This window comes from Pseudodesulfovibrio mercurii, assembly GCF_000189295.2.
Lineage (GTDB): Bacteria > Desulfobacterota > Desulfovibrionia > Desulfovibrionales > Desulfovibrionaceae > Pseudodesulfovibrio > Pseudodesulfovibrio mercurii.
Genome location: NC_016803.1, coordinates 2,597,092 through 2,612,669, shown reverse-complemented (window position 1 = coordinate 2,612,669; position 15,578 = coordinate 2,597,092). Strand labels below are relative to the sequence as shown.

Sequence of the window (15,578 nt, the reverse complement as noted above, 5' to 3'; positions counted from 1 at the left end):
TTCTTTATTTATGATTAAGGTTTTCTCGAAAACGGCATCGTGCCGGGCGGGAACGTGAACAACCACGGGGAGAACCGTGAGGAGCTGACTCAATGCGCAGGATCATTCTTCTACTCTGTCTTGTCCTGGCCATGCCCATGGCCGCCCAGGCCGCGTCCGACATCATCGCCACCTACAAGTACACCGACGGGACCATGGTCACGTTGTGCACCCGCGACGCCGAACACGTCCGCATGGACACCTCGCCCACGGCCTACACCCTGCTCTCGGGCGGCAAGGTTTATTCCGTGAACTGCGACTCCGGCCAGTGCCAGGTCTACGACCTCAGCGCCATGTCCAAGGGCATGGCGTCCGGCATGACCTCCATGTTCGGCGGCGGGTCCGAGCCGGACTACGAGGTGCGCTACGAAAAGACCGGCAAGACCGAAACCGTGGCCGGCTACAAGGGCACCATCTACAACGCCGTGGTCCTCGAGGACGGCAAGGTCGTGCGCCGCGACCAGATGGTCCTGTCCACCCACGCCAACATCAAGAAGATCACCGACGCCTGGATGGCCATGGCCGACGCCCTGACCCAGTCCATGGGCCAGTCCTTCCAGGACTCCCTGGATGAGGCCAGGAAGATGGGCTACGGCGGCATCCTGCGCTACGGCGACGAGATGCGCCTGACCAAGCTGGCCGTGAAGAGCCTCGCCTCCAGCTACTACAAGCTCCCGTCCAACGCCCAGCAGGTCCAGGTGCAGCAGCCCTCCCAGAACCAGAGCAATGACATGGGCCTGGGCGACGACGCCAAGGAAATCGGCACCGACGCCAAGGAAGCCACCAAGGACGAAATCAAGGGCAGCATCCGCGACGCCATCAGCGACCTCTTCAACTAACCCGCCCCGGGCGGACGCCTCCGGCGGCCGGGGGAAGGGGAGAGGGAAACCCTTTGACGCAGGCCGTCCGTGGCCTGCGCCCCTTCGGGGTCGCGCCCGAAGCGGGCGCGGTCCAAATCTGCTGTCCTGCGGATTGGTGAAAAGGGTTGTCCCTCTCCCCTTCACCCGGACCCCCATCCCCTTTTCCTTCCTAAACTTTTTTGTGCCGCTGCGCGGATGGGGTAACGCGATAGCTTCCCTTCTCTTTCCACCGTCCCGACACGCCGCCTCCCCGCGCTCAACCCCGAGCGCGGCGAGGCGACGGGATTCTCAAGGCCCTCGGCCTTGAGCGGGGGCGCGTCGGGTCTTAGGCCGAGCTTGCTCGGTCTTAGAGCCGTCGACAGCAGCGATAGGGCGGCGCCCTGCCCGCCGGAGGCGCCCGCCCGGCGAGGGCATTTCCCCTCTACCCAAGTCCCGACCATGGGGCGGCATCTTCGGGTTGGCGTCCGGCCGGGGATAGCGTATGACTTACGGTGCCGCCGTGCGCGTGTGGGCGCGGGCGGTGCGGGCGCGAACCGGCCCGGTTGTGGTCATTGTTGCGGGAGAGGGGAATCCCGCGAAACCGTTTTGGAGGGATGCATGTTCCGCAAATTGTTGATGGCGGCCGTGGCTGCCTTGGTTCTGGCGTTTTCCGCCGGCAGCGCGTTGGCCCTGAATCCCGCCGTGATCTACGATCTGGGCGGCAAGTTCGACAAGTCGTTCAACCAGGCCGCGCACATGGGGGCCGAACATTTTTCCGAGGTCTCGGGCATCAAGTACCGGGACTTCGAGCCGACCAACGAGTCCCAGTACGAGCAGGCGTTGCGCCGGTTCGCGTCCAGGGGCAGCGACCTGATCGTGGTGGTGGGCTTCTCCTACGCCTCGGCCCTGGAGAAGATCGCGCCGGAGTTCCCGGACACCCGGTTCGTGATCATCGACATGGTCGTGGACCAGCCCAACGTGGAGTCCGTGGTCTTCAAGGAGCATGAGGGCTCGTTCCTGGTGGGCATGATCGCGGCCATGAAGTCCGAGACCGGCAAGGTCGGGTTCGTGGGCGGCATGGACGTGCCGCTGATACGCAAGTTCGCCCTGGGCTACAAGGAGGGCGCGCGGTACGTGAACAAGGACATCGTGGTCTTCGAGAACATGACCGGGACCACCCCGGCGGCCTGGGGCGATCCTATCAAGGCGGGCGAGCTGGCCCGCTCCCAGTTCGACCGGGGCGCGGACGTGGTCTTCACGGCGGCGGGCGGTTCGGGCATGGGCGTGCTCCAGGCAGCGGCCGACGCCAGGAAGTTCTCCATCGGCGTGGACTCCAACCAGAACTACATCCATCCCGGCAGCGTGCTGACCTCCATGGTCAAGCGCGTGGACCTGGCCGTGTTCGAGGCCATGCGCGACGCCGAGCAGGGCACCTGGAAGCCCGGCGTGAAGGTCCTGGGCCTGGCCGAGGGCGGGGTGGACTACGCCCTGGACAAGTACAACGAGTCGCTGATCACCCCGGCCATGCGGACGCGCGTTGACCAGGCCAAGGCGGACATCATCTCCGGCAAGATCAAGGTCACCAACTACTTCGACATCATGGACAAGTAGCCGGTCCGGCCGGACGGTTCTCCGGCGGCGGGCGAGGGTCCGCCGCCGTCCGTCCGCTTGGCGGGGCGCGCGGTATCGGGTATCGTCCGGAGACCGCGCCCCGGCCCTTTTCGACAACCCGGCGGAACCGGCGGGTTCCGCCCCTGGTGGAGGATGCATGTCCCGCTCGCCCATACTCCTGCTCGCGCTCCTGCTGCTGCTCTCCTGCCCCGGCACGGGCCTGGCCTTCAAGCCCGCCCTGCTCTACGACCAGGTGGGCAAGTCCGACAAGTCGTTCAACGAGGCCGCGTTCAAGGGCGCGGAGCGGTTCGCCGGGGAGTCCGGCCTGCCGTACCACGAGTTCACGCCGACCAACGAGTCCCAGTACGCCCAGGCCATGCAGCGCTTCGCGGCGCGCGGCTTCGACCCGATCATCGTGATCGGCTTCTCCTACGCCTCGGTCCTGGAGCAGATCGCGCCGCAGTTCCCGGACACCCGGTTCGTCATCGTGGACATGGTCGTGGACCGGCCCAACGTGGAATCCGTGGTCTTCCGCGAGCACGAGGGCTCGTTCCTGGTGGGCATGATCGCGGCCATGAAGTCCGGGACCGGCAAGGTCGGCTTCGTGGGCGGCATGGACATCCCCCTGATCCGCAAGTTCGCCCTGGGCTACAGGGAGGGCGCGGAGTACGTGAACAAAAGGATCGTGGTCTACGAGAACATGACCGGGACCACTCCGGCGGCCTGGGGCGACCCGATCAAGGCGGGCGAGCTGGCCCGCTCCCAGTTCGACCGGGGCGCGGACGTGGTCTACCAGGCCGCGGGCAGCTCCGGGCTGGGCGTGCTCCAGGCGGCGGCGGACCTGCACAAATTCTCCATCGGCACGGACGCCAACCAGAACTACCTGCATCCCGGCAGCGTGCTGACCTCCATGGTCAAGCGCGTGGACCTGGCCGTGTACGAGGCCCTGCGCGACGCGAGGAACGGCACGTGGCAGGCGGGCATCCGCTCGCTCGGCCTGGCCGAGGGCGGGGTGGACTACGCCCTGGACGAGTACAACGAGGCCCTGATCACCCCGGCCATGCGGGCGCGCGTGGACAAGGCCAAGGCGGACATCATCGCGGGCAAGATCAAGGTCACCAACTATTTCGACATCATGGACAAGTAGCATGGCGGCCCCCGGCGACCATAGACCTCCCGCGGTGGAGCTCATCGGGCTGAACAAGTCCTTCGGGCCGGTGCGGGCCAACCGGGACGTGTCCCTGCGCGTTGCGGCCGGGACCATCCACGGCATCGTGGGCGAGAACGGGGCGGGCAAGTCCACGCTCATGGGCATGCTCTACGGCTTCTACCAGGCGGACAGCGGGCGCATCCGCATAAACGGCCGGGAGGTGCGCATCACCAGCCCGGCCCACGCCATCAGCCAGGGCATCGGCATGGTCCACCAGCACTTCATGCTGGTCGAGCCGTTCACGGTGCTGGAGAACGTCATCCTCGGGGCCGAGGAGGGCGGGCTGCTGAAGCGATCCCTTGGCCACGCCCGGCGGGAGCTGGAGCGGCTCGGCCGGGAGTACGGCCTGGAGGTGGACCCGGACGCGGTGGTCGGCGACCTGCCCGTGGGCTTGCAGCAGCGCGTGGAGATCCTGAAGGCCCTCTACCGGGGGGCCGAGACCCTGATCCTGGACGAGCCCACAGGCGTGCTCACGCCCCAGGAGGCGGACCGGCTCTTCGCCATGCTCGACACCCTGCGCGACCAGGGGCGCACGGTCATCCTGATCACCCACAAGCTGCGCGAGATCATGGCCGCGACCGACGCCGTGTCCATCATGCGGCGCGGGACCATGGTCGCCGAACGGCGAACCGCCGAGACGAGCAAGGAGGAGCTGGCCGAGCTCATGGTCGGGCGCAAGGTCCTGCTCCGGGTGGAGAAGACCGAGGCCCGGCCCGGCGAGCCCATCCTGGAACTGGACGGGGTCGACTACGCGGACACGGCGGGCGTCAAGCGGCTGAAGGACGTCTCCTTCACCCTGCGCCGGGGCGAGATCCTCGGCGTGGCCGGGGTCTCGGGCAACGGCCAGTCCGAGCTGCTCGAAGTGCTCTGCGGGGTGGCCGCGCCGTCGGCCGGGACCATCCGGTTCAAGGGCGAGGTCATCGCGGGCCAGGGCAAACGCACCGACCCCCTGGCCATGCACCGGCTGGGCGTGGGCCACGTGGCCGAGGACCGCCACCGCACGGCCATGATCATGGATTTCACGGCGGCCGAGAACATGATCCTCGGCTACCACACGGGCCGGGACGTCAACGGTCCGGTGCTCATGGACCTGGGCCGGGTCCGGGGGCTGTGCCGCGACTACATGGCGGACTTCGACGTGCGCCCGCCCGACCCGGACCTCCCGGCCACGGGCTTTTCCGGGGGCAACCAGCAGAAGATCGTCCTGGCCCGCGAGATGGAGCGCGACCCGGACCTGCTCCTGGTGGGCCAGCCCACGCGCGGAGTGGACATCGGGGCCATCGAGTTCATCCACCAGCGGCTCATCGAACTGCGCGACCGGGGCCGGGGCGTGCTCCTGGTCTCGGTGGAGCTGGACGAGATTCTGGCCCTGGCCGACCGCATCCTGGTCATGTTCGACGGCAGGGTGGTCGGCGAGATGGCGGCGAAGGACGCGGACGAGCGCACCCTGGGGCTGCTCATGGCGGGCTGCGCCGGGACGCCGGACAGCGGGGAGGCGGCGTAGATGGCGCAATCCAAGCTCCCCGGCTGGGTCAACGCGGGGCTGATCCCGGCGCTCAACCTGCTGACCGCCTTCCTGGTCTCGGGCCTGGTCATCCTGGCCATGGGCCAGGACCCGGTCAAGGCCTTCGGCTACCTGGTCTACGGGGCCTTCGGCTACGGCGAGGCCATCGGCTACACCCTGTACTACGCCACCAATTTCATCTTCACGGGCCTGGCCGTGGCCGTGGCCTTCCACTGCTACCTGTTCAACATCGGCGGCGAGGGCCAGGCCTACCTCGGCGGGCTGGGCATCGGCCTGGTCTGCCTGTACCTGGGCGACCTGCCCTTCTGGGCCATCCTGCCCCTGAGCGTGCTCGGCGGGGCCCTGTTCGGCGCGGCCTGGGCGGCCATCCCCGCCTATCTGCAGGCCAGACGCGGCTCGCACATCGTCATCACGACCATCATGTTCAACTTCATCGGCTCGTCGGTCATGACCTTCCTGCTGGTGGACTGGCTCAAGCGGCCCGGCTCGCAGCTGCCCGAGACCGCCCATTTCCCCGAGGGGACGTGGATGCCCAAGCTGCACGAGCTGGCCGCGCACTTCGGCGTCAAGATGGCCCACTCGCCCGCCAACCTGGCCCTGTTCATCGCCCTCTTGTGCTGCGTCGGGGTCTGGCTGTTCATCGGCCGCACCCGCTGGGGTTACGAGATCCGGGCCGTGGGCCGCAACCCGGACGCGGCCGTGCACGGCGGCATCTCCCCGGCCAGGGCGATCATGGTCTCCATGCTCCTGTCCGGGGCGTTGGCCGGGCTCATGGGCCTGAACGAGCTCATGGGCGAACAGCACCGGGTGGTCATCAACTTCACCAACGGGTGCGGGTTCGTGGGCATCGCCATCGCGCTCATGGGCCGCAACCACCCGGCGGGCATCGTCCTGGCCTCCCTGCTCATGGGCGCGCTGTTCCAGGGCGGGGCCGAGCTGGCCTTCGAGATGCCCGACATCACCCGGGACATGATCTGGACCATCCAGGGGTTCGTCATCCTGTTCACCGGGGCCTTGGAGCACCTCTACCGCCCGCAGCTGGAACGGCTGTTCCTGCGCACGGGCAAGGAGGCCCCGGCATGACCGACCTGTGGATGCAGCTGCTGCTCACGGCGGACGCCACCCTGCGCATCAGCACCCCGCTGATCCTGGCCGCCCTGGCCGGGCTGTGCTCGGAGCGGGCCGCGGTCATCGACATCGGCCTGGAGGGCAAGATGCTCGGCGGGGCGTTCGTCGCGGCCACGGTCAGCTACCTGACGGGCTCGGCCTGGCTCGGGCTGGTCTGCGCCGTGGCCGCCTGCCTGCTGCTCGCCCTGCTGCACGGCTTCGCCTGCATCACCCACCGGGGCAACCAGGTGGTCTCGGGCATGGCCATCAACATCGTGGTCGCCGGGCTGGCCCCGACGCTGGGCCACGCCATTTTCCACATCAACGGCGACACCCCGCCCCTGCCCGAAGGCGCGCGGTTCATGGCCCTGACCCTGCCCGGCGCCGAGGCGTTGCGCGGGGTGCCGGTCCTGGGCCCGATCTACGCCGAGCTGATCAGCGGCCACACCCTGTTGACCTACGCGGCCTTCGCCCTGATCCCGTGCGTCTCCTTCATGCTCTACAAGACCCGGTTCGGGCTCCGGCTGCGGGCCGTGGGCGAGAACCCCGAGGCCGTGGACACGGCGGGCATCTCGGTGACCCGGCTGCGCTACCGGGCGGTGCTCATCGCGGGCGCGCTGTGCGGCGTGGCCGGGGCGGCCCTGTCCACCGCCCTGGGCGCGAGCTTCATCCGCGACATGACCGCGGGCAAGGGGTACCTGGCCCTGGCGGCCATGATCTTCGGCAAGTGGCGGCCCGGCCCGACCGCCTGCGCCTGTCTGCTCTTCGCCTTCACCGACGCGCTCCAGGCGCGGCTGCAGGGCGTGTCCCTGCCCTTCGTCGGCGAGATACCGGTCCAGTTCATCATCATGCTGCCCTACGTCATGACCGTGGTCCTGCTGGCCGGGTTCGTGGGCAAGGTGACGGCCCCCAAGGCCGACGGCATACCTTACGTCAAGGAGCGCTAGATGCCCGACATCGAGGAACTCATCCGGCTGGCGGTCCGGGCGCGCGACCGCGCCTACGCCCCCTACTCCAACCACCCGGTGGGCGCGGCCCTGGTCACGGACGCGGGCGAGGTCTTCACCGGCTGCAACGTGGAGAACGCGGCCTACCCGCTGGGCAACTGCGCCGAACAGTCGGCCATAGCCGCCATGGTCCTGGGCGGGGGCCGGACCATCCGCGAACTGGTGGTGGTCGGGCCGACCGACGCGCCGTGCACCCCGTGCGGCGGCTGCCGCCAGCGCATCCGCGAGTTCGCCGGGCCGGACGCGCTGGTCCACGCCTGCAACGAACGCGGCGTGCTGCTGACCATGACCCTGGACGACCTGCTGCCCGAGTCCTTCGGGCCGGAAAACCTCAACCCACGGAAATCATGAACGAAGATTTGATGAAGACATTGACGGCCGAGGCCGGACGGGTCCGGGCCGACGAGCGATACGCCCTGCGCGCCCTGGTCTCCATGGACCTGACCTCGCTGGGCGAGGACGACACGGACGAGAAGATCCGCGACCTGTGCTCGCACGCGGTCACGCCCAGGGGCCACGTGGCGGCGGTCTGCATATACGACAAATTCGTGCCCCTGGCCCTGAATGAGCTGAAGGGGACCGGGGTGCGCGTGGCCACGGTCTGCAACTTCCCCCACGGCGGGGCGGACGCGGCCAAGGCCGTGGCCGAGGCGCGGGCCCAGGTGGCGGCCGGGGCCCAGGAGGTGGACGTGGTCCTGCCCTACAAGCGATACAAGGCGGGGGGCCGGGACCAGGCCATCGCCCTGCTCCACCAGGTGCGCGAGGTCTGCGGCGAGACGGTCCTGCTCAAGGTCATCCTGGAGACGAGCCAGTTGCAGTCGCTGAAGATCATCGCCGAGGCCGGGCGGGACGCCATCGAGGCGGGCGCGGACTTCATCAAGACGTCCACGGGCAAGGTGCCGGGCGGGGCCACCCTGGAGGCGGCCGCGGTCATGCTCGAGACCATCCGCGAGATGACCCCCGAGGTCGGGCGTCCCCTGGGCTTCAAGCCGTCCGGCGGCCTCCGGACCGTGGCCGACGCGGCGGGCTACCTCTATCTCGCGGACAAGATCATGGGCGAAGGCTGGGCCACCCCCCAAACCCTGCGCTTCGGGGCATCCGGCCTGCTCAACGACGTAAAAAACCACCTCGGCCTCTAACCGAGCAAACCACAATCCCCCACCCACGCACCCCGCCAAGCGGCAATAAAAAGTTTGGAAAAAGGAGGGGATGGGGGTCCGGAGGAAGGGGAGGAACCAACCCTTTTCAAAGGGTTTTTCCTCCCCTTCCCCCGGCCGCCGGAGGCACCACACATGACGTTCATACCGCAGGAGATCATTCGCAGGAAGCGGGACGGCTTGGCGCTCGACCGGGCCGACATCCGGGCCATGGTCCGGGGCATCACGGACGGTTCGGCCAGCGAGGGCCAGGTGGCGGCGTTCGCCATGGCGGTCTTTTTTCGCGGCATGACCCTGCGCGAGCGCATCGACCTGACCGAGGCCATGCGCGACTCGGGCCGGGTCCTGGACTGGCCGGGCATGGGCCTTGAGCGCGGCGTGGTGGACAAGCATTCGACCGGCGGCGTGGGCGACAAGGTCAGCCTGATTCTCGGCCCCCTGGCGGCGGCCTGCGGCGCGTTCGTGCCCATGATCTCCGGACGCGGCCTGGGGCACACGGGCGGCACCCTGGACAAGTTCGACGCCATTCCGGGCTACGACACCGCCCCGGACCTGGAGACCTTCGCGCGCGTGGTCCGCGAGGCGGGCTGCGCCATCATCGGCCAGACAACGGACCTGGCCCCGGCCGACCGGCGGCTGTACGCCGTGCGCGACGTGACCGCCACGGTGGAGTCCGTGGACCTGATCACCGCCTCCATCCTGTCCAAGAAGCTGGCTGCCGGGCTCCAGGGGCTGGTCATGGACGTGAAATTCGGCTCCGGCGCGTTCATGGAAGATTTCGCGGACGCCTGCGCCCTGGCCGAGTCCATCGTCACCGTGGCCACGGGCGCTGGCGTGCCCACCACGGCCCTGCTCACGGACATGAACGAGGTCCTGGGCGACTGTGTGGGCAACGCCGTGGAGGTCCGCGAGGCCGTGGACTTCCTGACCGGCGTCCGGCGCGAACCCCGCCTGGCCGAGGTCACCCTGGCCCTGACCGGCGAGATGCTCGTCCTGGCGGGAGTCGTTGCGGACCCGGACGCGGCCGCGCGCAGGATGGAACAGGCCCTGGCCAGCGGCGCGGCCGCCGAGCGGTTCGGCCGCATGGTCGCCGGGCTGGGCGGGCCAAGGGATATCCTGGAGCGGACGGACGTTTACTTGCCGAAACCGCCCGTGGCGCGGCCCGTGTACCCGAACCGGACCGGCTTCGTCGCGGCCATGGACAGCCGCGCCGTGGGCATGACCCTGGTGGCCATGGGCGGCGGCCGCACCCGCGCGGACCAGGCCATCGACCACGGCGTGGGCATGACCGGCTTCGCCCGCATCGGCGATCCCGTTGCCCCGGACATCCCCCTGTGCGTGGTCCACGCCCGCGACACGGCACAGGCCGACATGGCCGCAGAACGCATTCGCCGGGCCGTGACCATCAGCGACGCGCCACCGGCCCCGCGCCCGGTCGTCCGCCGCCGGATCACCGCCCGCGAGGAACCCGCACAGGAGACCAACTGATGCCGCGCGCCTTCATCCTGGTCCTCGACTCCCTGGGCATCGGCTGGGCACCGGACGCCGACCAGTACGGCGACGCCGGGGCCGACACCCTGGGCCACATCGCCGAGGCCTGCGCGCGCGGCGAGGCCGACCGCGACGGCCTGCGCTCCGGCCCCCTCAACCTGCCCTGCATGGCCTCCCTGGGCCTGGGGCTGGCCGCCCAGCTTGTCACCGGCACCGTCCCGCCGGGCCTCAAATCCCCGGTCCTGCGCGGCCGGTTCGCCGCCGCCCGCGAGATCAGCCGGGGCAAGGACACGCCCAGCGGCCACTGGGAACTGGCCGGGGTGCCCGTGACCTTCGACTGGGGCTACTTCCCGCCCGACTTTCCGAGCTTCCCCAAGGCCCTCACCGACGCCATCATCGAACAGGCGCACCTCCCCGGCATCCTCGGCAACCGCGCCGCCTCGGGCACGGAAATCATCAAGGAACTCGGGGCCGAACACATGGCCACCGACATGCCCATCTGCTACACCTCCGTGGACTCGGTCTTCCAGATCGCGGCCCACGAGGAGACCTTCGGCCTGGACCGGTTGCTCGACCTCTGCAAACTCGTGCGCGAACTCCTTGACGGCTACAACATCGGCCGGGTCATCGCCCGCCCGTTCATCGGCCGGCCCGGCAACTTCACCCGCACCCCCAACCGCCACGACTACGCCCTGGAACCGCCCGCCCCCACCCTGCTCGACGTGCTCAAGAACGCCGGACGCCAGGTTATCTCCGTGGGCAAGATCAGCGACATCTTCGCCGGTCGCGGCGTCACCAGGGCCGTCAAGGGCCCGGACTCGGCCACCCTCTTCGATCTCGTCGAGACCGAGGCCGATCAAGCGCCCGACGGCTCCCTGGTCTTCGCCAACTTCGTGGAGTTCGATTCCGAATGGGGACACCGCCGCGACACCGCCGGGTACGCCGCCGCCCTCGAAGCCCTCGACGCCCGCCTGACCGGCTTCCTGCCCCGCCTGCGACCCGGCGACCTGGCCGTCATCACCGCCGACCACGGCTGCGACCCCACCTGGAAAGGCACCGACCACACCCGCGAATGCGTGCCCGTCCTGCTGTTCGGCCCCCCGGTCCTGCCCGGCTGCGCAGGCCTGCGCGACACCTTCGCCGATGTCGGCCAGACCGTGGCCCGACACCTCGACGTCGGCCCGCTGGAGACGGGTGAGGTGATTGACTTGGCGTAAGGGGTGGCGTGGGGAATGCCTCCGGCGGGCCCTCGCCGGGCGGCGTCTCCGACGGGCAGGGCGCTGCCCTGCACCAGCTCAAGGCCGAGGGCCTTGAGAATAGTCACGTTCTTCGTGTGTGACTATCCAGTCTTTCTTTTGGTTTTCAACGGGTTGCAGGTGGACACCCGCAAGCCGCCTTGTCAGCGTGTGTGAACCGCATGTGTGAAGTTGTCAGGCAACCTTGTCATCATCCTTGCGGCTTTCCCTTTCGTAAACGTCCATGGCGTCGCGTTCCACGTCACGGAGTTTTTCCAGATAGATTTCCGTGCTCCGCCGGTCCGCGTGGCCAAGGATGCGCTGGATGCCAGGGAGCAAGGCCCCGCTGTTGTCCATCACGGATGCGCCCGATGCCCGGAAGCGGTGGAAGGTGTAGTAATCCACTCCCGCATCCCGGCAGATCTTTTGGAGCATGGAATACCGGCCCCGCCTATAGGGACCTTCTTCCATCATGCCGGTCTTGGCGTTGTAGCTCCTAGTCCAGAACACCCATTCCTTTTTGGGGGCGTGGGTCGCGTACAGGTTTGAGAGGACTTCGTACAGCTTGTCCGTCATCGGCACCCGGCGCAGCACCGGTTCCCGGTTCTTGTTCTTGCGCGTTTCCAGCTCGACGTACCGTTCTTCAAAGTTGACCCGATTCCAGGTGAGCCGGTGGACCTCGATGCTCCGCGCCATGGTTTCCCGGAGCACCCACAAATAGGGGCGGTGCTTCGGCTGAGCCGCTTCGATCATCCGGTCCAGTTCGTCGATCCTGGGGGTCTTCTTCCGTTCGCTGGGCTTGTCGCTGGGGAACGTTTCCAACCCCGCGAAGGGGTTGTCCTGAATGAACCGCTGGCCCCGCTTCATGCCCCAGGAGAACGCCGCCCGGAGCACCTTGAGGTCGTTGTTGCCAGCGACCGGGGTACGTTCCCTGACCACGGCCATCAAGAATTCGTCGGCCTTCAGGCGGGTAATTACGGAACACGGCACCTTGCCGAAGTAGTCCAGCAGCCGCTGGGCCGCGAGCTTGGTCTTCTTGTAGTGGGACTCCGAGTACGCACGGTCCAGCAGGTAATCCAGCCGCAGGTTGAGCAGATCAAGCAAGGCCATGTCGCCCGTCGCTTCCAGTTCCTGTTTCTTTTCGACGTCCTCCCTTCTTTTGACTTCGGCCGTTTTCGCGGCCTGTTTCCCCTTGAACCACGCCTTGGTGTAGCGCTTGCCCTTTACCATGAAGTCGTACCGGTACCCTTTCCCGGCCTTGAAATAGACGGTCATAGATATCTTCCTCGTTCGGAAAGAACCATGACCCACCACGTTTGACGCCGCCGACGTCTTCGGCATGGTCGTAGACCCAGTCCACGCTTTTGCCCAGGAACGCGGCAACGTCCTGGGCGCATAATACGCGGGTCTTCAGTTTGGTGTCAAAAGCCATGTACCTTCCGGATTGTCTTCGGTCCCCCTCGGGCGGCCTCCGAACCGCCCGCCAACTCGGCCAACCCTTCAGTCTGATCACACCGGCACCTTTGAACTCAAGGAATCGGGATAGGGTATTTTCATTTTTTTCGACGAGTCGCTCATCAGGGAGCGAAAGTCCTCCCTGCCCATCGGCCACAAGCCGACGGGCGGGGAGGACGGTTGCCAGGAGATGAATCGCGTGAACGATTCATCTCCTGGCAACCTCATGCCCAAAAGGAAGCCCCACCGAAAAGGGCGGGGCTTCTTCTAACGGGAACGGCCAAGGTAGGCATCGGACACATCACGGCGGCCAGGGGAATGGCCGGCAGAGACTTCTATTTCATCCCGGGCTTCGGCGTCGAGCCGGGACCATTCGTCCCCAGCGGTGTCCCGCGCGGCCTTCTGGAAGGCCGCCAGGGATTCGTGCTGGTTGGGCGGCTGAAAGCCCGTGTGCGCGACATACATACGATGGAACCGTTCATGACGGTTGCTGTGCAGCGTCCACCCGCTTTCCTTCTTGGTGAAGCCGCAAAGCCTGGCCGCGTAGGACAGCTTTTCCTGCCATTTGCCGCCCATCCCGCTCGGCATGAGATTATGAATCCCCGGCCTGTCGGATTGACTTACGTATGGCAGAGCTCGCTCAAGAGCTTCCTGCTGCCGATCGGACAGATTGTGCAGCGTCCGGGGGCGCCCACCCTTCGGACCATACCGGATGTAAAGGGTGCTGCCTTCCTTGTCCCAATCGTTGATCAGATCGACTTTTGCCGACTCTTCGCGCCGGAGCCCCAGTTCGTACTGAAGCCGGATCTGGGCGGCGCAACGAGGACCGTGCTCGTATGACGATTCGGTTTCCAGTTTGGCGATTGCCCCCAAGACGAATTCAGGGGCAACCGCCTTGCTGTTGGCGTTGGCAATGCTGCCCCGCCGGACGTCGAACACGCCGTTGGTCGGGCTGATGCAGGTATTCCCGTAGGCTCGGCACAGGTGACGGGCTGCCGAAAAGATTTCGGCGATACGCCCGTCACCCACGCCTTGGCCTTTCATTTGCCGCGCTACCGCCGCAAAATGCTTGTTGGAAATGTTGGTCCATTTGCGGACCCCAAATCCGGCTTCGCGCAACCGGCCTGCGAAGGCCTTGGCGTTCTGCCGGATTCTGTGTTGCTTCGAGCGCGGGCCGGACAAAGTTGCCCTGTTCGCGCCCAGTACCAGACTGATGGATTTTGTCATGGAATTATCCTTCCTGAAGTTCGGGGCAGTGCCCCGGGACAAAGCAGGTCGGACCTTCCCCGTTTGCCGGGAAATGACCTGCCTATGGCACGAACGCGCCACACAACAACCGACACGGGACAAATCAATGTCCGTTTCCCACTGAAGGAAAATTCAGGAATCCATTTAATAAGGGGTGCCACCACGCAGGCTCATTCGTCCTGCGCATAAAGCGGTGGCCGTGGGGGAATTTCGACAACGGCAGATTTCTAGATACCTGTCGTTTGTCCGGCGGGGGTGCTGTGTTTCAGCCTGGCGTTTGGATGTGAAAGCGTGCCGTTTGGAAATGCACGGCAGCGAAATGTTAGGTGTTACGGCATGTTAGTGCCTGTTTAAGCGTTCATCAGTTTAGACTGTCGTCAAAACTTATGAACGCGCCTTGGGTGCGATTTACCTCCTTCTAGTTACTCAACCGGACTGGTTATGCCCTGTCGTATCACCCCGGGAAATCGCCGCGCAAGGTTCGGCGGAGGGGTTTTCCCCCTCCCGCCGAGTTTCCCGCGTTACCGCTGACTAACTCGCGGCCAAGCGAGGGATACCGTGAAAGGCGAACAGCTTGCCCCGGTTGCGGCGCGCAACCGTTTCAACCTCGGATCGTTCGGCTCCAACAGGTCGTTGATTCAACTTTCGGGGTGGGACCGGGAGTTGCCGGTAGGAAAGTATTGGGATATGCGGGACTATCCGGGCGGCAAACGGGATATTCACCGTCCCGGCCGGATGGCGACGATATGGGCGGGCTTCGCCGGCGGGAATCTCCGTCCGGGCGAGGGGGAGTTCGCCAGGGGTGGCGGTGGGCAACGCCCGTTGTGTCTTCAGGGGTGATTGCGCATCGAACCATTGAGGAAAGCCATTCAATGGAACGAGATTATTTCACAGGTTGATATCTTGCCCTGCGAGGGGAGAAGCATGGAAGCCGAAAACAATACATACCATGTGTTGATGATCGATGACGACGAGAACCTGTGCGGGGTCGTCAGCGATTTCATGGGGGCCTACGGTCTGGAGGTCCAGTATGCCCTGGACGGCAACGACGGGCTGCAGATGGCGCTGTCCAGCGCGTTCGACGCCATCCTCCTAGACATGATGCTGCCGGACATCGACGGCCTCACGATTCTCAAACAGCTCCGCGCCAAGGCTCCCAAGCTGCCGGTGATAATCATCTCGGCCCAGACGGACGTCAGCGACAAGATCGTGGGATTGGAGATGGGCGCCGACGATTATGTGCCCAAGACCTTCGCCCCACGGGAACTGTTGGCGCGCCTGCGCGCGGTGCTGCGCCGCAGCCGGACCAGCGCGGAAGACATGGTCGAGGAAGAATCCTGCGACGGCGAGACCGTTGTCATACACGGCCTGATGCTCGACAGCACCCGAATGCAGGCCGACCTGAACGGCAAGACGCTTGACCTGAGCACCATCGAATTCCAGCTCCTGTACAGGATGGCCTCGCACCCGGGGCGGGTCTTTTCCCGCGATCAGCTTATTTCCGATATCTTCGGCAGGGAATACTGCATCTTTGACCGCTCCGTGGACATGCACATTTCCTCCCTTCGGCGCAAGCTGGGGGACTCTCCACGCACGCCCTCCTACCTGCGCACCGTTCGAGGGAGCGGCTACATGTTCATGAAATAGCGACAGG

13 protein-coding genes are annotated in these 15,578 nt (G+C 66.4%); 11 read left to right on the top strand and 2 right to left on the bottom strand.

Going from position 1 to position 15,578, the window contains the following annotated elements; genetic code table 11:
• The first annotated feature begins 92 nt into the window (after window positions 1–92).
• From DND132_RS11880 to DND132_RS11835, 10 genes are all read left to right on the top strand, one after another.
• Window positions 93–878 (top strand): hypothetical protein, encoded by a 786-nt coding sequence (locus DND132_RS11880; protein WP_014322992.1) that lies wholly within the window; start codon window positions 93–95, stop codon window positions 876–878.
• Between the two features lie 618 nt (window positions 879–1,496).
• Window positions 1,497–2,489 (top strand): BMP family lipoprotein, encoded by a 993-nt coding sequence (locus DND132_RS11875; RefSeq protein ID WP_014322991.1) that lies wholly within the window; start codon window positions 1,497–1,499, stop codon window positions 2,487–2,489.
• Window positions 2,490–2,646: 157 nt separating this feature from the next.
• Entirely contained in the window at window positions 2,647–3,636 is a 990-nt protein-coding gene (locus DND132_RS11870) for a BMP family lipoprotein (protein WP_014322990.1), read from the top strand.
• Between the two features lies 1 nt (window position 3,637).
• Window positions 3,638–5,203 (top strand): ABC transporter ATP-binding protein, encoded by a 1,566-nt coding sequence (locus DND132_RS11865; protein ID WP_014322989.1) that lies wholly within the window; start codon window positions 3,638–3,640, stop codon window positions 5,201–5,203.
• Window positions 5,204–6,307 (top strand): ABC transporter permease, encoded by a 1,104-nt coding sequence (locus DND132_RS11860; RefSeq protein WP_014322988.1) that lies wholly within the window; start codon window positions 5,204–5,206, stop codon window positions 6,305–6,307.
• Window positions 6,304–7,278, top strand: a complete 975-nt coding sequence (locus DND132_RS11855) for an ABC transporter permease (protein WP_014322987.1) — start codon at window positions 6,304–6,306, stop codon at window positions 7,276–7,278. Before DND132_RS11860 ends, DND132_RS11855 begins: the two co-directional genes overlap by 4 nt.
• Window positions 7,279–7,689, top strand: coding sequence for a cytidine deaminase (locus DND132_RS11850; RefSeq protein ID WP_014322986.1), 411 nt, complete (start codon window positions 7,279–7,281; stop codon window positions 7,687–7,689).
• Window positions 7,686–8,477, top strand: a complete 792-nt coding sequence (deoC, locus tag DND132_RS11845; protein WP_014322985.1) for a deoxyribose-phosphate aldolase — start codon at window positions 7,686–7,688, stop codon at window positions 8,475–8,477. Before DND132_RS11850 ends, deoC begins: the two co-directional genes overlap by 4 nt.
• A 153-nt stretch (window positions 8,478–8,630) precedes the next feature.
• Window positions 8,631–9,983: a thymidine phosphorylase gene (deoA, locus tag DND132_RS11840; RefSeq protein ID WP_014322984.1), complete on the top strand. Its 1,353-nt coding sequence runs from the start codon at window positions 8,631–8,633 to the stop codon at window positions 9,981–9,983.
• Entirely contained in the window at window positions 9,983–11,203 is a 1,221-nt protein-coding gene (locus DND132_RS11835) for a phosphopentomutase (protein WP_014322983.1), read from the top strand. Before deoA ends, DND132_RS11835 begins: the two co-directional genes overlap by 1 nt.
• A 213-nt stretch (window positions 11,204–11,416) precedes the next feature.
• Here DND132_RS11835 and DND132_RS11830 read toward each other — a convergent pair whose 3' ends face one another.
• Window positions 11,417–12,496: a tyrosine-type recombinase/integrase gene (locus DND132_RS11830; RefSeq protein ID WP_014322982.1), complete on the bottom strand. Its 1,080-nt coding sequence runs from the start codon at window positions 12,494–12,496 to the stop codon at window positions 11,417–11,419.
• Window positions 12,497–12,943: 447 nt separating this feature from the next.
• Window positions 12,944–13,903 carry an integrase domain-containing protein gene (locus DND132_RS11825; RefSeq protein ID WP_014322981.1) on the bottom strand — a complete coding sequence of 320 codons (960 nt, stop codon included), beginning with the start codon at window positions 13,901–13,903 and terminating at the stop codon, window positions 12,944–12,946.
• 945 nt (window positions 13,904–14,848) lie between these two features.
• Between DND132_RS11825 and DND132_RS11820 the strand changes: the two genes are divergently transcribed.
• Window positions 14,849–15,571 (top strand): response regulator transcription factor, encoded by a 723-nt coding sequence (locus DND132_RS11820; protein WP_014322980.1) that lies wholly within the window; start codon window positions 14,849–14,851, stop codon window positions 15,569–15,571.
• The last annotated feature ends 7 nt before the right edge of the window (window positions 15,572–15,578 follow it).